The following is an 18,195-nucleotide window of genomic DNA, read 5'->3' as shown; positions in this document are numbered from 1 at the left end:
GGCGGCCGTGGCGTCCGATTGGCTGGTGACCAGATCGCTGACCAGGGGAGTCCTACGATGTCGAAGCTCAACATGATCGCCGCCTACCTGCGCAGTGCCCTCGACAACGACGAGGGTGCCACCGCGGTCGAGTACGGCCTGCTCGTCACGTTCATCGCGATCGTGATCATCGTCGGGGTCAGCGCCTTCGGCACCCACCTCAGCGACGTCTTCACCAACCTGACCTCGAAGTTCTGATCTCGGGGTTCATCCGGCCGCTGGGGCGGCCGGATGACCTCCATAGATTTAAGGTTATTTAAAGTTAGACATCGATGTGCCGGCCTACTGTTAACCACCTTGCCAATCCCCCCGAGACGGCTAACAGGTAGGTATCCCCATGCACAGACGGAAGCTGCTCGCGGTCGCCCTGTCCACCGTCGTGGTCGGCGCGCTCGGAGTCCTCGGCATCACCAACGCGTCCGCCGCCACCCTCGACCCGACGCTGCCGCCCGGCGGCAACTTCGACCTGGCCATCTGGCAGCTCCAGCTGCCCACCGGCTCACCCGGCTCGCCGGACACCATCTCCGCGGCCAAGCTCAAGGGCGCGAGCGGGTACCGCAACCCGGCCTACTTCTGGACCGACAAGACCGACGGCTCGATGACCTTCTTCGCGCCGGAGAAGGGCGTGACCACGCCCAACTCCAACTACGCCCGGTCCGAGCTGCGCGAGATGAACCGGGACGGCTCGGCCGCCAACTGGACGCTGGCCGGCAGCCACACGCTCAGTGCCCAACTGCGCATCCCGTCGGTCACCAAGAACGTCTGCGTCGGGCAGGTGCACCTCGGCACCGGCGGCTCGTCGACCAAGCCGCTGCTGGAGCTCTACTACCGCCCGAACGGCGACATCTACCTCGGCACCGAGAACTCGCCGGCCGGCGGGCAGACGCTGCACAAGGTCGGCAACGTGGCGCTCGGCGTGAAGTGGACCTACGTCATCAACGTGACCGGCAACAAGATCAATCTCACGGTCAACGGGACCAAGACGTCGTACACGATCCCGTCGTCCTTCAACCCGTACCGGCAGTACTTCAAAGCCGGCTCCTACAACCAGTCCTCCTCGGAGAGCACCAGCAACGGCGCGAAGGTGAAGTTCTACAGCCTCACCGTCACGCACAGCTAGCCGCGCAGCACTTTGATCACCTCGGCGAACTGCTCCATGAAGAGGGCGTTCACCCCGATGTAGGAGACGTCGAACTCCTCCCGGCGCCGGCACAACAGGTCGGCGATCCGCTCGGCCGAGCCGACCAGGAACGCGATGCCGCCGTTCCAGGCCATGTCGCGCGGATCGCCACCGACCATCCGGGACAGCCACGACGGAATGGCGTCGACGGTCGCGGCCACGGCCGCGACATTCAGGTGCAGCTCCAGCTGGTCGAAGCGCTCACCGGCCGCGTCGCGCAGTTGCGATACCGTACGCGCGAGCTCCGGCTCCAGGGTCTGCGGTGGCAGGCCGAGCGCCACGATGTCGGCCTGGGCCGCGGCCAGTCGCAGCATCCGGGGCCGGCTCGCGGCGATCATCACCGGCGGCGCGTTCTCCAGCTTGCGGACGGCCGCGATCGTCGACGCCACCCTCTGGAGCCGGTCCGACGGCGTACCGAAATCGCCGCCCAGCGTGGCGGCGTCCTCGGCCGCATCCGGCCGGCCGCCACCCAGTCCGAGCTCGAACCGGCCGTCGCTCACCTGCTGCAACGTGGACGTCTCCCAGGCGACCAGCCCGGGGGAGCGGTTGGCGGCGCTCAGCACATAGCTGCCGACGTGCAGGGTGGAGGTCGCGGCGGCGGCCGCGGCGAGTGCCGGGAACGGGGCGAACGTCTGCAGGGTGTCCGGGACGAGCAGGGTGTCGAAGCCCAGCTCCTCGGCCCGCCGCGCGGTGGCGGCCCACTCGGCGCCGGACGGTGCATTTCCGGCGACGACGCCGAATCGGAACTCACGCTCGGTCATCCGGGCATCGTCTCGCGGGTGCCCGGCGGGGGTCGTCCGACCTGGGGATGCTTCCGTCGTACGACCTAGGGAGTATGGCCCGGAAAGCGCTCCCACGGGTGGCGCAAGGGTTTTCCCTGATTCGGAGACACCCATCGATGCCTAGCGTCTCACTTCAAGTCGTCCTGGTGTGACTTATCGTCCACTGGACCTTGAGCCTGCCCAAACCCCCGGGCAGAAAAAGGAGTACCCGCGTGAAACGTCGAACCCCCCTGATCATCGCGCTAGCAGCCGGTACCGCGGCTGCCGGCGCGCTGGTCTCGGTGGCCGGGCCGGCCACCGCAGAGCCGATCGATCCCGCCGCCGCCGTCAAGCTCGCCGCCACCAAGGCCGACGCTCTCGTCGCCAGCAAGCCTGCCGTCCTTCAGGCCAGCTCGAGCGACACGTTCCAGCGTCAGGCCGTCCTCTCGTCGCACGGTCTCAACTACACCCCGTACCTCCGGTTCTACAAGGGCCTGAAGGTCGAGGGCGGCGACTTCGTCGTCCTGACCGACGCGAGCGGTGCGACCAAGTACACCTCGGTCGCGCAGAGCAGCCCGATCGGCGAGCTGTCCGTCACCCCGAAGATCGCCGACACGGCGGCCCAGGCCACGGCCAAGGCGCAGCTCAAGACGGTCTCCGGCGTGGAGGGCACCAAGCTCGTCGTGGTCGCCGCGGAAGGCAAGGCCGCCAAGCTGGCCTGGCAGACCACGGTCAACGGCACCGGCGCCGAGGGTGCCAGCCGGCTCACGGTCAACGTCGACGCGCAGACCGGTGCCGTGCTCGGCACCAAGGAGCACGTCACCGAGGTGACCGGGACCGGCTCCGGCTGGATCAACGGCTCGGTGTCGATCGACACCACGCTGTCCGGCTCGACGTACTCGATGAAGTCCTCCACCCAGGCCACCATGCAGTGCCAGGACGCGTCGACCAACACGACGTTCAGCGGCACCGACAACGTCTGGGGCACCGGCGTCGGCACCAGCAAGGAGACCGGTTGCGTCGACGGCCTCTACGTCGGCGAGGGCCAGACCAAGATGCTCTCGGCATGGCTCGGCCGTAACGGCCAGGACGGCTCCGGCGGCGCGTGGCCGATCCGGGTCGGCCTGAACGACCAGAACGCGTACTACGACGGCACCCAGGTGCAGATCGGCAAGAACACCGCCGGTCAGTGGATCTCGTCGGCGGACGTGCTGGGCCACGAGCTCGGCCACGGCATCGACGACACCACCCCCGGTGGCATCTCGGCCAGCGGCACTCAGGAGTTCGTCGCCGACACGTTCGGTGCGGCGACCGAGTGGTACCTCAACAACGCGAACGACCCGCCGGACTACCTGGTCGGCGAAGAGGTCAACCTGGTCGGCTCGGGCGAGATCCGCAACATGTACAACCCGTCGGCGCTCGGCGACGACAACTGCTACTCCAGCAGCACTCCGAGCGACGAGGTGCACGCCGCGGCCGGCCCCGGTAACCACTGGTTCTACCTGCTCGCGCAGGGCACCAGCGGCAACGGCCAGCCCGCCTCGACGACCTGTAACAGCACCACGATCACCGGCCTCGGCATCCAGAAGGCCATCACGATCATGTACAACGCGATGCTGCTGAAGACCTCGTCGTCTTCGTACCTCAAGTACCGGACCTGGACGCTCACCGCGGCCAAGAGCCTGTACCCGACCGACTGCACCGCGTTCAACACGGTCAAGGCGGCCTGGACCGCGGTCAGCGTGCCGGCTCAGACGGCCGACCCGACCTGCACCGCCAGCACCACCGCGCCGACGACCGCGCCCACCACGGGCACGACGACGACGCCCACCACCGCCCCGACGACCGCCCCGACCAGCGGCACCTGCACCTCGGCGCAGCTGCTCGGTAACAACGGCTTCGAGAGCGGCGCGACCACCTGGACCCAGACGTCCGGCGTGATCTCGACGGCGTCCGGCACCAACACGCCGTACGCGGGCACCTACTTCGCCTGGCTCGACGGCTACGGCTCCGCCCACACCGACACGCTCACGCAGTCGGTGACCATCCCGTCGACCTGTTCCGCCGCGACGCTGAGCTTCTACCTGAAGATCACGTCGTCGGAGACCAGCACCACGACGGCGTACGACAAGCTGACGGTCAAGGCGGGCTCCACGACGCTGGCGACCTACTCCAACCTCAACAAGGCCACCTGGGCGCTGAAGTCCTTCGACGTCTCCTCGCTCAAGGGCCAGACCGTGACGATCTCGTTCAGCGGCGTGGAGGACTCCTCCCTCGCGACGTCGTTCCAGGTCGACAACACCGCCCTCAACGTGAGCTGAGGCTTCAACACCCCCCAAAGGTGGGAGGATCGGCGCTGGTGGTCGGCGTCGGTCCTCCCCTTTTGTGGACCGAATCCTGTTGTCTACGGAATGATGGCCTCGACCGCCCGCAGCGTCGCGCCCGCCTCGACCGGGTCCGCGCCCGCGCTGGTCAGGAACTTGCGGCCCTCGGCCAGCTCGAAGTGCATCGGGTCGGAACCGCCGCGCCAGGCCATCCCCGGCTCGAAGCCGTGCGCGACCATCGACTTGACGAACATCAGGCCGTAGCCGTGCTCCCCGCTGAACTTGCCGGCCTTCGCCTCGTTCTCTCCCCCTTCGGGGTCCGGGGTGAAGAAGCCGCCCCGGCTCTCCGGCATGAGCCCGAAGAGTTGGTCCAGGGCCGGGTCGTTGACGTCCAGCTTGGACCCGAAGACGAAGCCGTCGGTGTTGTTGATCAGCCCGTCCTTGAGGCTCTTGAGCGTCAGCAGCTGGAACTTCTCGTCGATCAACGTGTCGATCTTCTTCTTGCCGAGCACCGCCGTCTTGTCGTCCCGGAACTTGCGGCGCAGCGCGAGGTCCTCCTTGGTGGTGACGACGTCGGCCTCGTTCTGGTCGAACGTCGCGGCGGCCGGCACGATCCGCTTGGCCAGGTCGGTGAAGCGGGGCCCGAGCTTGTCGGCGGCCGCCTTCAGCGTCGCGACCGTCTCCTTGGCCGAGCCCACCTTGGCCGGCTTGATCTCGAACTTCGCCTTCGGCACGATCCCGGTCAGCGCCTCCTCCAGCGGGTCCACGCCGCGCAGCACCCCGCCGACCGCCTCCTCGACCTTGGCGAGGTCGGGGTCGGACAGACCGGCCGCCTTCGCCGCGTCGATCCGGGCCTGCAGCGCCACCGCGTCCTGATGCAGCTGCCGCAGCTTGCCGACCTCCGGGCCGGCCTTCCGGGCCGCCCCGGCGTCGGCCTGCTGCAGCGCGGTGATCTTGTCGGCCCGCTCCTGGAGGCCGAAGTCGCTGGTCAGCAGCTCGACGTCGATGTTCGCATCCTTGAAGTGCTGGTCGAGCACGGCGATCTTCTCGTCGATCTTCTTCGTCCACGGCTCGAACAGCTTCGGCAGGTCGGGGCCGATCTTGGTGCGGACCTCCGTGTAGTGCTTCTCGGCCGCCGCGACCGCGTCCTTCGCCGCCTGGATCTCCTCCGGCTTCGCCTTCGGCCGCTTGGCCAGCAGCCGGGCGAGCTTGCGCTGGGCGGTCGGCACCGCGAAGCGGGCCTGCTCCAGCTCCCGGAGCCGATCCATGGTGCCGGCCGGCAGGTCGGTCTTGAACTTCTCCGACCCCTCCTGAAGCCGCTTGTACTCCGCCTCCACCGAGTCGAGCAGCTTCTTCGACTCGACGGCGTCGGCGGTGCCGGCCCCCATCTTGATCTCCAGGTCGATCCGCTTGTCGCTCTCGACACTCGTCTTCATGTCCGGCCGGCCGCCGGTCACCATCTCGAACAGCGCGATCAGCCGCGGGTCCTTGATCTTCGGCGTCGCGGCCGCCCGCCAGTCGACCGCGAACCCGGCCGCGTGCGTGAACCAGCCCCGGCTCAGCTTCTTTTCCACCCGGAACAGATGGTCGCCGCGCATCCCCAGACCCACCGTGGTGCCCGGCATCGGCACCCCCTGCGCCTCCAGCTCGGCCTTCACCTCCAGCAGCCGCTCCCGGGTCGAGACGTGCGCCCACAGCTGCTCGCCGTCGCCCACGTCGATCGGCTGGATCTCCTCGAAGTGCTTCTGGATCACGGCGTCGTCGTTGCCCATCGCCCACCGCATGGTCTTCATGAAGGTCACCCGGTTGCGGGCCCGCGCGTCCAGCAGCGCCTGGTTGCCGGCGTCGGCCGCCTTGACCTGGCCCTCGCTGAAGTTGTCGATCTGCCGCTTGATGTGCGCGGGGAGGGCCTCGATCCAGTCGATCGGTGGCGGCGGCTCCGCCACCTTCGCCACCGGGGGCGTCGTGCCGGCGGGCTGCGGCGGCGCCGGCGCTTTTTGGGGTACGCCGGTAGTAGTTCCCGGCCCGTTGGTGGTCGGGCCGGGCGGCGCAGGGCCGAACGCCAGCGGACCCGCGGGGCCGGCCGACGGCGTACTCACATCGGAGCCCAGCCATTGCGCCACCGCGCGGTTGCCCGCCAGGCCGCCGATCGCCGCGACGTCGTCGCGGCCGTTCGGAGCCGCGCCGAGCCTGGCCACCGTCTCCTGGTTGCTCTGCACCGGCGGCCGCGCCGGCACCGGCGCGGACTCCTGCTCCGCCGCCGCATCCTCCGCCGCGCGGAGCCGTCCCACCATGCAGAGACCGTAGGCCGTCACGGCCGTCGATGGTGTCAGCTAGACGTCGATCACTGGGCGAGCGAACTGTCGCACCCCGGGAGCACAATGCAGTCGTGGCGAGTCAGGCGCTGGTCGGCAGAGTGGGCACGGTGATCACCGCGATCCGCGGCGGCGAGCGCGCGGGCGAGGTGCGTCTGAAGGTGGATGGTCTGGCGCACTACTACCTGGCGTTCGCGGCGACACCCATCGCCGCCGGTGCCGAGGTCCTCGTCATCAACCACCGTGGCGCGCGCCAGGTCGACGTCGAGCCATGGCCCGTCGAAGAAGGGTCGTAGGACAGTGTTCGGTTATCGGGTGCCCGCCCCCAACGAAGCCTTGCTGATCAGTGGTCGCAAGCAGCGGGGTGCGGACGCGTTGCCGTTCAAGATCGTCACAGGGCACGGCGTGTTCGTCGCGCCCGTCTTCTCCAAGGCCACCCGGCTGACCCTGGCCATGCAGGAGGCCGAGGTCATCGAGGACTGCTACACCAAGCAGGGCATCATCCTGGCGGTGCAGTCGGTCATCGCGTTCAAGGTCGGCGACGACCACGACTCGATCGCCGCCGCGGCCCGCCGCTTCCAGGGTGACCAGTCGCAGATGCCCACCCTGGTCGGCCGGATCTTCTCCGGCCACCTGCGCAGCATCATCGGCAGCATGACCGTCGAGTCGATCATCCGGGAGCAGCAGACCCTGGCCGACGCGATCGTCGACGCCAGCAAGACCGAGATGGCCCGGATCGGCCTGGCCGTCGACTCGCTGCAGATCAGCAGCATCGACGACAAGGGCGCCGGCTACATCAAGGCGCTGGCCGCGGTGCACGAGGCCCGGGTCAACCAGGAGGCGAAGATCGCCTACGCCGAGGCCGACCGGGCCAGCGCCATGGCCCAGCAGGAGAGCATCCGCCACCAGGCCGAATACGCTCGGCAGACGGCGATCGCCAAGGCTCAGTATCAGGCCGAGATCGACCAGGCCCAGCAGACGTCCGCCCAGGCCGGCCCGCTCGCCGCCGCCCGCGCCGCGCAGGACGTGCTGGCCGAGCAGGCGGTCGTCGCGCAGAAGAACGCCGAGCTGCGCCAGGCCCAGCTGATCGCCGAGGTGATCCGCCCGGCCGAGGCCGAGGCCGAGCGCATCCGCGCCCTGGCCCGGGCCGACGCCGACGCCACCAAGCTGTCCGCCGAGGCCGCCGCCGCCCAGGGCCGGATCGCCCTCGACCAGGCGATCATCGACAAGCTGCCGGAGATGATGCGGGCCGCCGCCGAGGGCCTGCAGGGGGCGAATGTCACGGTGCTCGACGGCGCCGAGGGCCTGAACAGCGTGGTCGCGTCGCTGGCCGCGCAGGGCATGACGATGCTGGAGACGCTGCGCGGCGGCCTGCGGGGGGAGACGCCTCCCGGCACCGCGGTGGCGCCGATCGCGCCGAGGTCGGTCGCCTGAGTTGCGGTTCTTCCCGAGCCGGCCGGCCTGGTCGGCTCGGGTTGCGCCGTGCACGGGCCTGGTTATATTGGGCCGTCGGTCCCCCACAGGAAGAAAATGTCGTTTTGCTGCCCTTGATGCGGAAACTCGTCCTGGCCGGCGCGGCCATCGGTCTCACCCTCACCGCCGCTGCCGGTTGCTCCGGCAAGCCGGAGGGCGACTCCGGGCCGATCTGGGCCGGCTCCACCCAGAGCCTGCCCACCTCGGCGGCCGCTCCACCCGCCGCCACCGCGGCCGCCCCGTCGCCGTCCGCCACCGCCGCCACGAAGGTCACCTACACGTTCCCGGTGATCGGCAAGAACAGCTACGCCCGCACCCACCACGACTACCCGGCGTCCGATGTCATCACGGCGTGCGGCAACAAGTTCGTGGCGGTGACCAGCGGCGTGGTCCTGGCCGTGTCGGCCAAGGACACCTGGACGGCGAAGAAGAACGACGGCGCCACCCGGGGCGGCCTGTCGGTGTCGATCCTCGGCGACGACGGCGTCCGCTACTACGGCTCGCACCTGTCCTCGATCGCCGACGGCATCGAGCCCGGCGCCCGGGTGAAGACCGGCCAGACCCTGGCCAAGACCGGCGACACCGGCGACGCGAGCGCCTGCCACCTGCACTTCGGCATCTCCCCGCCGTGCGCGAAGCAGGGCGACTGGTGGAACCAGCGCGGCACCCTCTACCCGTGGCCCTACCTGGACTCATGGCGCAAGGACGGCCAGAAGTCCCCGGTCGCCGCGGTCAAGGCCTGGCAGAAGAAGAACGGCTGCCCCAAGGCGCCCACCGCCGACGCCTGAGCTCACCCCGGCGTCCGGCCGCGGATCGCCCAGGCGGTGGCGGTCAGGGCGATCGAGCCGTCCGGGCGGCGGGGCAGGCGGGCGTCCAGCAGGTCGCGGATCTCCCAGCGGCGGTTCGGAACGAGCCGGGACAGATAGGCCGGGGCCGCGCCCTGGCCGCCCAGGAACGGCTGCCAGTAGTCGTCGAAATCGGTGAACACGGTCGGGACCGTGATCGGCCTGGTCTCGACGTCATCCAGGCCGGCCGCGGTCCAGGCGGCGGCCAGGCCGGCCGGGTTGCAGATCGGGAAGCGGACGGCCTCGTCCTCGGCGGCTGCCGCCGGGTCGACCGCGCGGGCCGCGTCCCAGAACCAGCGCATCAACTGCATGCCGTCGGCGTAGTCCCAGACGTACGACGCCACCGTCGCGCCGGGGGCGGCCACCCGGGCGAACTCGGTGACGGCCTGCTCGGGGTGCGGCACGAAATTCAGGGCCAGGCCGCTCACCACCGCCCCGAACGCGTCGGCCGCCAGCGGCAGGGCGGCCGCGTCGGCGTTCAGCACGGTGCCGGCGCGGGGCTCGCGCAGGAAACCCAGGGACATGTCGGCCCCGACCACCAGGGCGGGGGCGGCGGCCGCGAAGATCGCGCCGGTCAGCGCGCCGGTGCCGCAGCCGGCGTCCAGCCAGCGCGCGCCGGGCGGCACCGCCAGCCACCGCACGAACTCGGCGGCCACCGGGCGGCTCCAGCGGCCCACGTATGCCTCGTAGGCGGCACCGACAGCCCACACGTCACCGGCCATACCCGGTAGGATATGTGTGCCGACCACACTGCGCGCCCGCGGCCCGCGGTGGGAGGCTTCGGCGATGGAAGAGGTCTCCGTCGCCGTCCGCGGCATCTCCCTCAACGTTCTGGTCGACGGCCCGGCCGACGGCACCCCGGTGCTGCTCGTGCACGGCAACTGTTCGTCCGCCGCCTTCTGGCGGCCACTGCTGCGGCACCTGCCGCCCACCCTGCGGATCGTCGCCCCGGACCTGCGTGGGTACGGAAGCTCCGAGACCGCGCCGGTCGACGCCACCCGGGGTCTGCGCGACTTCGCCGACGACGTGGCCGCCCTCCTCGACGATCCGGCGCTGTTCGCCGGTGATGAAAAGGTCACCCTCGTCGCCCACTCGATGGGCTGCGGCGTTGCCATGCAACTGCTCGTCGATCACCCGGAGCGGTTCAAGAACCTGCTGCTGGAGGCGCCGCTCAGCCCGTACGGCTTCGGCGGCACCCGCGACCTCGACGGCACTCCGCTGCCCGACTTCGCCGGCACCGGCGGTGGCGGCGCCAACCCCGACTTCGTGCAGCGGATCCTCGCCGGCGATCGCAGCGCCGACAGCCCGACCAGTCCGCTCACCGTGCTGCGCACCGCCTACGTGGCCGACCCGGCCAGCCTCGGCGCCGACGAGCAGCTGCTGCTCGACACCGTGCTGAGCACCGCGATCGGGGACGACAACTACCCGGGCGACAGCAAGCCGGTGGACACCTGGCCGGGCATCGGGCCGGGCGACCGGGGTGTGCTCAACACGATGGCGCCGAACCACTTCAACGTGGCCGACGCGCTGGTGGCGGTGCCGGTGAAGCCGCCGATCACCTGGGTGCGCGGCGATCGGGACGCGATCGTCTCGGACACCTCGTTCTTCGACCTCGCCTACCTCGGCTCGATCGGCCTGGTGCCGGGCTGGCCGGGAGCGGACGCCGCGCCGCCGCAGCCGATGGTGAGCCAGACCCGGGCGGTGTTCGAGCGCTACGGGCCGTACACCGAGGTCGTCTACGAGAACTGCGGGCACTCGCCGCACGTGGAGCGGCCGACCGAGGTGGCCGCGGAGCTGCTGAAGTTGACCTAGATCTGGCGGTCCCGGCCGGCGTAGACGCCGGCGATCAGCTGCGGGACCATCAGGGCGATCATGAAGGCGAGGGGTACCCGCCAGCCACCGGTGTGGTCGTGCAGCAGGCCGATCAGGATCGGGCCGGGAATGGCCAGCAGGTACCCCACGCTCTGCGCGAAGGCGGACAGCTTCACCACCGTCGCGGGCGAGCTGCCGCGCAGCCCGATCATCGTGAGGACCAGCGGGAACGCGGTGTTCACGATGCCCAGCAGGATCACCCACAGCCAGGGCGCGGCGGCCGGGTCCCACCACAGGCCGGCGTAACCGGCGATGCCGAACAGGGCGAGGGTCGCGGCGATGACGCTCTGGCTGCGCAGCCGGCCGGCCAGGGCGGACAGCGCCAGGCCGAGCGGCACGCCGAGGAACGACGTGGTGGCGAAGAGCAGGCCCGCCTCGTCGGCGGAGAGACCGGCGTCGCGGTAGATCTGCGGGAGCCAGCCGATGATCACGTACGCCGAGGTGGACTGCATGCCGAAATACACGGCGAGGGCCCACGCCACCGGGTGCCGGCTCACCCGTACCAGATCATCGGCTTTTGTCACTGGGCCCTGGGAAAAAGGTTCCCGGGTCAGCGGGAGCCAGGCGGGCAGCGCGACCGTGGCCAGGATCGCCCAGCAGGCCAGGCCGAGCCGCCAGCTGCCGCCGAACGCGTGGGTGAGCGGAACCGTCGCGGCCGCCGCGAGCGTGGCGCCGAGGTTGAGGGCGACCGAGTAGAGGCCGGTCATGGTGCCGACCTGGGTCGGGAACTTCTCCTTGACGATCACCGGCAGGAGCACGTTGACGACCGCGATGCCACCCAGTGACACCAGGCTGAGCAGTAGGAACAGGGCGACGCCGGGGGCGTAGGGGCGCAGCGCGAGGCCGGCCGCGAGCACCGACAGGCCGACGATGATCACGCGAGCGGCGCCGAAGCGCCGAGCCAGCCGGGGCGCCGCGAGGCCGACGGTGGCGAAGCAGATGACGGGGACCGACGTGAGCAGCCCGGCCGTGGTCGAACTCATGCCGAGCCCGTCGCGGATCTCGCTGAGCACCGGGCCGATGCTGGTCACCGCGAGGCGCAGGTTGAGCGCCGCCAGGAGCAGGGCGACCACCGCGGCGATCCGGCTGCGACGGGAATCGATTGTCAGCTGCTCTTCCGCGGTCACCACTTACACATCATCGGTGTCACACACCGGAAACGCGCGGGGGAGTGCCCCCACTCACACGGCTTCCTGCTCCTGTTCGACCTGCTGGTTCCACTCGCGCTTGGTCGACTGCCAGCCGTCCTCGTTGAGGCCGCGACGCCAATAGCCGGAGATCGACAACTGGTCGAGCGGGATGGCGAGCTCCTTACGCAGGAACGCCCGGATGTCCTTCACGAAGTTGGCCTCGCCGTGCACGAACGCCTGCAGCTTGCCGGCCGGGAAGTCGAGGGCGCGGACCGTCTCGGCCAGCAGCTCGCCGACCGGGCGGGCGCCGCGGTGCAGCCAGACGATCGGCGCCTCGGTCTCCACCTTCTGCTCCTCGTCGGGGCCGTCGACCTCGATGAACGCGTGCACGAGGGCACCGGCGGGCATGCGTTCGAGGGCCGCGGCGATGGCCGGCAGCGCACTCTCGTCGCCGGCCAGCAGGTGCCAGCCGGACTCGGCCTCGGGCGCATAGCCGCCACCCGGGCCCATGAAGTGGAACTCGTCGCCGGGCCGGGCCCGCAGCGCCCACGGGCCGGCCACGCCCTCGTCGCCGTGCACCACGAAATCGATCCACATCTCCGGGATCTCGGGGAGCCAGCGGCGGATCGTGTACGTCCGGACGACCGGCCACGCCTCGCGCGGCATGGTCTCGCGGACCGCGCCCATGTCGAACGGCTCCGGGTAGTCGAAGCCGTGCTGCTTGAACAGCACCTTCACGTAGTGGTCGGTACAGGAGCCCGCCTCGATCGCGCGCAGGCCCTCGCCGCCGACGACCACGCGGACCATGTGCGGGGTGAGCTGCTCCACGCGGGTGACGACTGCCCGGTGGGCAGGTCGCGCCGGCCTGTTCGGCATGCTGGTCCTCTTCCGCTCGGAATCAGTGGTAAGGCTACCCTCACCTCTTCCGATCCCGCATACGACAAGACGGCCCGGTCGATTTCGACCGGGCCGCCGTGCACATCGCGGTACTACTGCCAGGGAGTACCCGGGCGACGGCGCCGGGTCAACGCCATCAGCGAGAGGCCCGCCAGCATCATCACGACCGCGCCGCCGAGGAAGGCGACCGTGTTGGTGCCGGTCAGCGCCAGCACCCCGCCGCTCTTCTGGTCCTGCTGCGTGGTCTTCGCCGCGACCTGGTCGATCGTCGGCGCCTTCTCGCCGGAGTTCAGCACACCGTCGTCGTTCGAGTAGGTGTAGTCGGACGCCGCGGCCTCGGAACTCTTGCTCGCCTTCGGCTTCGCGGTCACCTCCGACTTCGTCGAGCTTTCGGTCGCGTCACTCTCGGTGGTGTTGCTGTCGCTGCTGCTTTCCTCGCTGCTTTCGGTGGTACGCGTGGAAGCAGGCTTGCTGGTGCTCGTGGTGGCCGGCTTGCTGGTCTGCGTGGTGGCCGGCTTCGTGGTGGTGATCGTCGCCTTCGGCGTGAAGTCGCTCTTGGTGTCCGGCTGAGCGGCGGTGGCCGTGGCGGTCGGCGTGGGAGCGGTGGTCGGCGCGGTGGTGGCGGTGCCGCCGTTGTTCCCACCGTTGTTGTTACCGCCGTTGTTCTGGCCCCCGCCGTTGTTCTGGCCGCCGTTGTTGCCGCCCTGCTGGCCGCCGCCGTTGTTGCCGCCGTTATTCCCGCCCTGCTGGCCGCCGTTGTTGCCGCCGCCGTTGTTGCCGGCGGGGGTGGCGGTGACCCGGATGCGGATCGCGTCGATGGCCGGGGTCTCGTTGGCGCGCTCCATCATCGGCACGCGGTGCGAGCCGTCACCGGCCCACGAGGCGCACTGAGCGGTGCCCTCCTGCGGCAGGCCGGCCACCTGGATGGTGACCTCGTCCGGGGTCTGGCTGCCCTTCTTGTCCTCGGTGGCCACGAAGAACGCGGGCACCGGCGACGGGTCGGGCGCCTCCCGGGTGGAGGTGAGCATCCGGCACGCGGTGTGGAAGTGGCCGCGCTCGATGCCGTTCTGCAGCACCGAACTCTCCACGTAGTACCCACCGGCGCCGGCCGCGAGGAAGCGGTCGCGGATCAGGTTGCGGGTGCTGACCTTGAGCGTGAACGGGGTGTTGACCTGAACCGTCCGCGGCGACTGGGTGATCAGCAGCGACGGGTTGTTCTTCGCGGCGCTGACCTCACCGAACTCGGTGGAGACGCAGCGGTCGCCCTTCTGGAAGCCGTCGTGCGCCAGAAGGTTCGAGTCGACGCAGGTGTCGGTGAGGATCACCTGGCCGTTGACCACCTTGCCGGCGCCGCTGCCCGCGGGCACGTCGTTCTCGGCGGCGCTGGAGATCGTGGTGAACGCGACGACCGCGCCGAGTGCGGCGATCACCGCACCGACCGCGAGGAGCCGCCGGTTGCCGCCGGATGGCGCGGCAGCACGTCGGTAAGCCGACCTACGCATGCGCGATACCTCTTTTTCGAAGAATCTGCCCGGTTCCCTGACAACCGGCTCCCAGACGGTAAGAGGCAGCCCGCGAAATAGCAATTAAGGAAGCCAATTTGATGAATTCTTGGTCGAGTCTTAAAGAAAAGATATGGCGGCGGGTTCGAACCCCGAGCATCCTCCGAACGGATGATGCTCGGAGTTCAACAAGATCACGATAAATTTCGCTGACCTGCGAAGATCGACAGAGCCCGCTGTACGCCCCCGCGCACCGGCCGCTCGCCCCGCACCGCCCATGAAATGTAAACCATTCGCGACCGTGCGAACCTGAGAGGTCGCTATGAGTATGAATCAGGCGCCCATTGTTCTGCGCTATTCGGGCCAGCTTCCGCGGGCCGCATAGGTGTCCCGCAGGGCGGTCAGGTCGTCGGTCATGATGCCGTCGACGCCGAGGTCGAGCAGGTGGTTGATCTCGGCCGGGGAGTCCACCGTCCAGACGTGCACCTGCAACCCGGAGCGGTGGCAGCTCCGGAGGAACGCGCGGTCCACCACCCGGAACCGGCCGTGCCGGACCGGGACCTGGGCCGCCACCACCGAGGGCGGCAACCGGAGGCGGGCGCCGGCCAGCGAGGCCAGCCGGAGCCGGGCCACCCCGCGCATGCCGAGGGAGGTGGCCGCCGCCGGGCCGGCCAGGCGGCGCAGCGTCGCCAGGCGGGCGTCGCTGAACGACGCCAGCAGGACCCGGCTCTGCGCGCCGGCCCGGCGGACGGTGTCCACCGTGGGCGCACCACCGGAGTCGGCCTTGACGTCGATGTTGAAGCGGATGTCCGGCCAGGCCACCAGGACGTCCTCGAGGCGGGGGATGGCGGCCGCCCCGCCGACCCGCAGCGTGGCCAGGTCGGACCAGCGCAGGTCGGCGATCCGCCCGGCCTGGCCGGTGAGCCGTTCCAGGGTGGCGTCGTGGAAGACGACCGGCACGCCGTCGGCGGTGGCGTGGACGTCGGTCTCCACGTATCGATAGCCGAGCTTCACCGCCCGCTCGAACGCCTCGGCGGTGTTCTCGTCGCCGTCCGCTGCGCCGCCGCGGTGGGCGAACGCGAGGGGGGTCGGGGCGTCCAGATACGGGTGGGCCGGCACGACCGGATTCTACCGAGGCTGATCTTGAAAGGACGCGTTTGTTGCGCAGAGGTAAAAGTCTGTCGATGCCATTGACGATCTTGGGAGTTGCTGACCAAGGTGTGATCACGGCGCGACGGAAGGTGGCGCAAGCTGGACGCGAGCGAGTTCGACGTGGTCATCGTCGGAGGTGGGACGGCCGGTTCGGTCATCGCCTCCCGGTTGTCCGCGGACCCGGCGGTGCGGGTGTGCCTGATCGAGGGCGGCCCTTCGGACGTGGGTGACCAGCGGGTTCTGCAGTTGCGGAACTGGCTGAACCTGCTGGAGACCGAGTTCGACTACGACTATCCGATCGTCGAGCAGCCGCGCGGCAACTCGCACCTGCGGCACTCGCGGGCCCGGGTGCTCGGCGGATGTTCCTCGCACAACACGATGATCAGCTTCCTGCCGCTGCCCGGCGACTTCGCCGACTGGGTCGCGGCCGGGGCGACCGGCTGGTCCTACGACGAGATGCTGCCGTACTGGAAACGCCTCGCCGTCAACATCACCCCGGTGGCCGAACCGCGCAATCCGCTCGCCGCCGACTTCGTGGCCGCCTGCCACACCGCGCTCGGCGTGCCGATCGTCGAGGACTTCAACGCGTCGCCGTTCGTCGACGGCACCGGCTTCTTCTCGGTCGGCTACCACCCGGAGACCGGCGTCCGCTCCTCCGCCTCGGTCTCCTACCTGCACCCGCACCTCGACCGCCCGAACCTCACGATCATGACCGAGACCTGGGCGTTCCATCTCGACCCGGCGACCGGCGTCACGGTCCGGCAGGGCGACGAGGTCAACATCATCAAGGCCCGGCACGAGTACGTGCTGAGCGCGGGCGCGATCGACACCCCGCGACTGCTGCTGCTCTCCGGCATCGGCCCGGCCGCCGACCTGGAACGGCTCGGCATCGACGTGCGGGCGGACGTGCCCGGCGTCGGCGAGCACCTGCTCGACCACCCGGAGTCGCTGATCCTCTGGGAGGCGAGCAGGCCGATCCCGCCGATGTCGGCGATGGACTCCGACGCCGGCCTGTTCGTCCGCCGCGACCCGTCGGCCGAGCGCCCCGACCTGATGTTCCACCTCTATCAGATCCCGTTCACGGTCAACACCGCACGGCTCGGGTACGACGTGCCCGCGCACGGCTTCGGGATGACCCCGAACGTGCCGCGCCCGCGCAGCGCGGGCCGGCTCACCCTGGCCGACGCCGACCCGGGCACCAAGCCGCTGCTCGACTTCCGCTACTTCACCGACGCCGGCGGCTACGACGAGCAGACCATCGTGGACGGCCTGCGGCTGGCCCGCGAGGTGGCCGCCACCGAGCCGTTCGCCTCCTGGATCGCCCGGGAGATCGCCCCCGGCCCGGCGCTGCGCACCGACGAGGAGCTCTCCGCCTACGGCCGGGCCGCCCACCACACCGTCTTCCATCCGGCCGGCACCTGCCGGATGGGCGCGGCCGGCGACGAGCTGGCCGTGGTCGACCCCGAGCTGCGGTTGCGCGGCTTCCCGAACGTACGCATCGCCGATGCCTCGGTCTTCCCGACGATGCCCACGGTGAACCCGATGGTGGCGGTGTTCCTGATCGGGGAACGCGCCGCCGACCTGATCAGCGCCGATCTGAAGTAGGCCCGGAGGGCACATGACGTCCACGATCACGGTCGAGCACCTGTGGAAGGTCTTCGGCCCGAAACCGGAGCGGGTGGTCGGCACCGAGCTGGCCGCCCTGCCCCGGGCCGAGCTGCGGGCCCGGACCGGCTGCCTGGCCGCGGTCAAGGACGTCAGCTTCGCGGTCGAGGCCGGCGAGGTCTTCGTGGTGATGGGGCTGTCCGGCAGTGGCAAGTCGACGCTGGTGCGCTGCCTGACCCGGCTGATCGAACCGACCAGCGGCGAGATCGGCATCGACGGCGAGCCGGTCCGGGAGATGAACCCGCGCCGGCTCCGGGAGCTGCGCCGGCACCGGGTGGCGATGGTCTTCCAGCACTTCGGGCTGCTGCCGCACCGGTCGGTGCTGGACAACGTCGCCTACGGCCTGGAGATCCAGGGAGTGGGCCGGGCCGAACGGCATCGGCGGGCCGGCGAGATGCTCGCGCTGGTCGGCCTGGACGGCCACGAGCAGCAATACCCGGAGCAGCTGTCCGGCGGCATGCAGCAGCGGGTCGGGCTGGCCCGGGCGCTCGCCATCGACCCGGCCGTGCTGCTCTTCGACGAGCCGTTCAGCGCCCTGGACCCGCTGATCCGCCGGGACATGCAGGCCGAGGTGCGCCGGCTGCACGCCGAGGTCGGCAAGACGCTGCTGTTCATCACCCACGACCTGGCCGAGGCGCTGACCCTGGGCGACCGGATCGCGGTGCTCCGCGACGGCGAGCTGGTGCAGGTCGGCACCCCCGAGGACCTGGTCGGCGACCCGGCCGACGACTACGTGGCGGACTTCGTCCGGGACGTCCCGCGCTCCGACGTCCTGACCCTGAAGTGGATCATGCGCGACCCGGCCCCCGGCGAGACCGTCGAGGACCAGCCCCTGCCCGCGGCCACGGTGATCCGCGACGCGATCCCGCGGGTGCTCGGGGCGAAACTCCCGATCCCGGTGGTGGACGGCGACCGCCGGGTCGGCGTGGTCGACGCCGACCAGCTGCTGCCGGCCCTGATCGGCCACCACCGCCAGGTCCCGGTATGACGGCGACGATGACGCGGCCGGTGCTTAGGGCGGGGGCTCCGCGATGGGGGCG

At 70.2% G+C, this 18,195-nt stretch carries 16 protein-coding genes; 9 read left to right on the top strand and 7 right to left on the bottom strand.

Going from position 1 to position 18,195, the window contains the following annotated elements:
* The first annotated feature begins 57 nt into the window (after positions 1-57).
* Both Adu01nite_RS18200 and Adu01nite_RS18195 read left to right on the top strand, forming a co-directional pair.
* Positions 58-237: a Flp family type IVb pilin gene (locus Adu01nite_RS18200; protein ID WP_203728079.1), complete on the top strand. Its 180-nt coding sequence runs from the start codon at positions 58-60 to the stop codon at positions 235-237.
* Positions 238-376: 139 nt separating this feature from the next.
* Positions 377-1,159, top strand: a complete 783-nt coding sequence (locus Adu01nite_RS18195) for a polysaccharide lyase family 7 protein (RefSeq protein WP_203728078.1) — start codon at positions 377-379, stop codon at positions 1,157-1,159.
* Here Adu01nite_RS18195 and Adu01nite_RS18190 read toward each other — a convergent pair.
* The gene (locus Adu01nite_RS18190; protein ID WP_203728077.1) at positions 1,156-1,980 is read right to left on the bottom strand and encodes an LLM class flavin-dependent oxidoreductase; all 825 of its coding nucleotides are present in this window, start codon (positions 1,978-1,980) and stop codon (positions 1,156-1,158) included. The two genes, Adu01nite_RS18195 and Adu01nite_RS18190, sit on opposite strands and share 4 nt — an antisense overlap.
* A gap of 233 nt (positions 1,981-2,213) precedes the next feature.
* Here Adu01nite_RS18190 and Adu01nite_RS18185 point away from each other — a divergent pair, with 233 nt between their 5' ends.
* Positions 2,214-4,301 (top strand): M4 family metallopeptidase, encoded by a 2,088-nt coding sequence (locus tag Adu01nite_RS18185; RefSeq protein ID WP_203728076.1) that lies wholly within the window; start codon positions 2,214-2,216, stop codon positions 4,299-4,301.
* A gap of 83 nt (positions 4,302-4,384) precedes the next feature.
* On the opposite strand, the gene Adu01nite_RS18180 is transcribed toward Adu01nite_RS18185, so the two are convergent.
* Positions 4,385-6,598: a hypothetical protein gene (locus tag Adu01nite_RS18180; protein WP_203728075.1), complete on the bottom strand. Its 2,214-nt coding sequence runs from the start codon at positions 6,596-6,598 to the stop codon at positions 4,385-4,387.
* A 131-nt stretch (positions 6,599-6,729) separates the two neighbouring features.
* Here Adu01nite_RS18180 and Adu01nite_RS18175 point away from each other — a divergent pair, with 131 nt between their 5' ends.
* From Adu01nite_RS18175 to Adu01nite_RS18165, 3 genes are all read left to right on the top strand, one after another.
* Positions 6,730-6,915, top strand: coding sequence for an NfeD C-terminal domain-containing protein (locus tag Adu01nite_RS18175; RefSeq protein WP_239132504.1), 186 nt, complete (start codon positions 6,730-6,732; stop codon positions 6,913-6,915).
* A 19-nt stretch (positions 6,916-6,934) separates the two neighbouring features.
* A complete protein-coding gene (locus Adu01nite_RS18170; RefSeq protein ID WP_239132503.1) occupies positions 6,935-8,053 on the top strand; it encodes an SPFH domain-containing protein in 1,119 nt (372 codons plus the stop codon).
* Positions 8,054-8,169: 116 nt separating this feature from the next.
* Positions 8,170-8,880 (top strand): M23 family metallopeptidase, encoded by a 711-nt coding sequence (locus Adu01nite_RS18165; RefSeq protein WP_203728072.1) that lies wholly within the window; start codon positions 8,170-8,172, stop codon positions 8,878-8,880.
* Between the two features lie 2 nt (positions 8,881-8,882).
* On the opposite strand, the gene Adu01nite_RS18160 is transcribed toward Adu01nite_RS18165, so the two are convergent.
* On the bottom strand, positions 8,883-9,659 hold the full coding sequence (locus Adu01nite_RS18160) for a class I SAM-dependent methyltransferase (RefSeq protein WP_239132502.1): 777 nt from the start codon (positions 9,657-9,659) through the stop codon (positions 8,883-8,885).
* Positions 9,660-9,723: 64 nt separating this feature from the next.
* Between Adu01nite_RS18160 and Adu01nite_RS18155 the strand changes: the two genes are divergently transcribed.
* Positions 9,724-10,749 (top strand): alpha/beta hydrolase, encoded by a 1,026-nt coding sequence (locus Adu01nite_RS18155; protein WP_203728071.1) that lies wholly within the window; start codon positions 9,724-9,726, stop codon positions 10,747-10,749.
* On the opposite strand, the gene Adu01nite_RS18150 is transcribed toward Adu01nite_RS18155, so the two are convergent.
* The 4 genes from Adu01nite_RS18150 to Adu01nite_RS18135 form a co-directional block, all read right to left on the bottom strand.
* A complete protein-coding gene (locus Adu01nite_RS18150) occupies positions 10,746-11,939 on the bottom strand; it encodes a CynX/NimT family MFS transporter (protein ID WP_239132501.1) in 1,194 nt (397 codons plus the stop codon). The genes Adu01nite_RS18155 and Adu01nite_RS18150 overlap by 4 nt on opposite strands.
* Positions 11,940-11,990: 51 nt before the next feature.
* Positions 11,991-12,815 (bottom strand): siderophore-interacting protein, encoded by an 825-nt coding sequence (locus tag Adu01nite_RS18145; RefSeq protein ID WP_203728070.1) that lies wholly within the window; start codon positions 12,813-12,815, stop codon positions 11,991-11,993.
* 113 nt (positions 12,816-12,928) lie between these two features.
* A complete protein-coding gene (locus tag Adu01nite_RS49135) occupies positions 12,929-14,338 on the bottom strand; it encodes a hypothetical protein (protein ID WP_203728069.1) in 1,410 nt (469 codons plus the stop codon).
* 354 nt (positions 14,339-14,692) lie between these two features.
* On the bottom strand, positions 14,693-15,457 hold the full coding sequence (locus tag Adu01nite_RS18135) for a glycerophosphodiester phosphodiesterase family protein (protein ID WP_203728068.1): 765 nt from the start codon (positions 15,455-15,457) through the stop codon (positions 14,693-14,695).
* A 153-nt stretch (positions 15,458-15,610) separates the two neighbouring features.
* On the opposite strand from Adu01nite_RS18135, the gene Adu01nite_RS18130 reads away from it, so the two are divergent.
* Together Adu01nite_RS18130 and Adu01nite_RS18125 are read left to right on the top strand one after the other, a co-directional pair.
* The gene (locus Adu01nite_RS18130) at positions 15,611-17,095 is read left to right on the top strand and encodes a GMC family oxidoreductase (RefSeq protein ID WP_203728067.1); all 1,485 of its coding nucleotides are present in this window, start codon (positions 15,611-15,613) and stop codon (positions 17,093-17,095) included.
* A 13-nt stretch (positions 17,096-17,108) separates the two neighbouring features.
* Positions 17,109-18,143, top strand: a complete 1,035-nt coding sequence (locus Adu01nite_RS18125; RefSeq protein ID WP_203728066.1) for a quaternary amine ABC transporter ATP-binding protein — start codon at positions 17,109-17,111, stop codon at positions 18,141-18,143.
* The last annotated feature ends 52 nt before the right edge of the window (positions 18,144-18,195 follow it).

The sequence above is a fragment of the Paractinoplanes durhamensis genome, assembly GCF_016862175.1.
Classification (GTDB): domain Bacteria; phylum Actinomycetota; class Actinomycetes; order Mycobacteriales; family Micromonosporaceae; genus Actinoplanes; species Actinoplanes durhamensis.
The sequence above is the reverse complement of the archived record's forward strand: the minus strand, read 5'-3'. Positions and strand labels throughout refer to the sequence as shown.

Excerpts from the sequence above, each read along its gene's own strand:
- Adu01nite_RS18200 (WP_203728079.1), top strand. The coding sequence starts at position 58 with ATGTCGAAGCTCAACATGATCGCCGCCTACCTGCGCAGTGCCCTCGAC.
- Adu01nite_RS18195 (WP_203728078.1), top strand. The coding sequence starts at position 377 with ATGCACAGACGGAAGCTGCTCGCGGTCGCCCTGTCCACCGTCGTGGTC.
- Adu01nite_RS18190 (WP_203728077.1), bottom strand. The coding sequence starts at position 1,980 with ATGACCGAGCGTGAGTTCCGATTCGGCGTCGTCGCCGGAAATGCACCG.
- Adu01nite_RS18180 (WP_203728075.1), bottom strand. The coding sequence starts at position 6,598 with ATGGTGGGACGGCTCCGCGCGGCGGAGGATGCGGCGGCGGAGCAGGAG.
- Adu01nite_RS18165 (WP_203728072.1), top strand. The coding sequence starts at position 8,170 with ATGCGGAAACTCGTCCTGGCCGGCGCGGCCATCGGTCTCACCCTCACC.
- Adu01nite_RS18160 (WP_239132502.1), bottom strand. The coding sequence starts at position 9,659 with ATGGCCGGTGACGTGTGGGCTGTCGGTGCCGCCTACGAGGCATACGTG.
- Adu01nite_RS18155 (WP_203728071.1), top strand. The coding sequence starts at position 9,724 with ATGGAAGAGGTCTCCGTCGCCGTCCGCGGCATCTCCCTCAACGTTCTG.
- Adu01nite_RS18145 (WP_203728070.1), bottom strand. The coding sequence starts at position 12,815 with ATGCCGAACAGGCCGGCGCGACCTGCCCACCGGGCAGTCGTCACCCGC.
- Adu01nite_RS49135 (WP_203728069.1), bottom strand. The coding sequence starts at position 14,338 with ATGCGTAGGTCGGCTTACCGACGTGCTGCCGCGCCATCCGGCGGCAAC.
- Adu01nite_RS18125 (WP_203728066.1), top strand. The coding sequence starts at position 17,109 with ATGACGTCCACGATCACGGTCGAGCACCTGTGGAAGGTCTTCGGCCCG.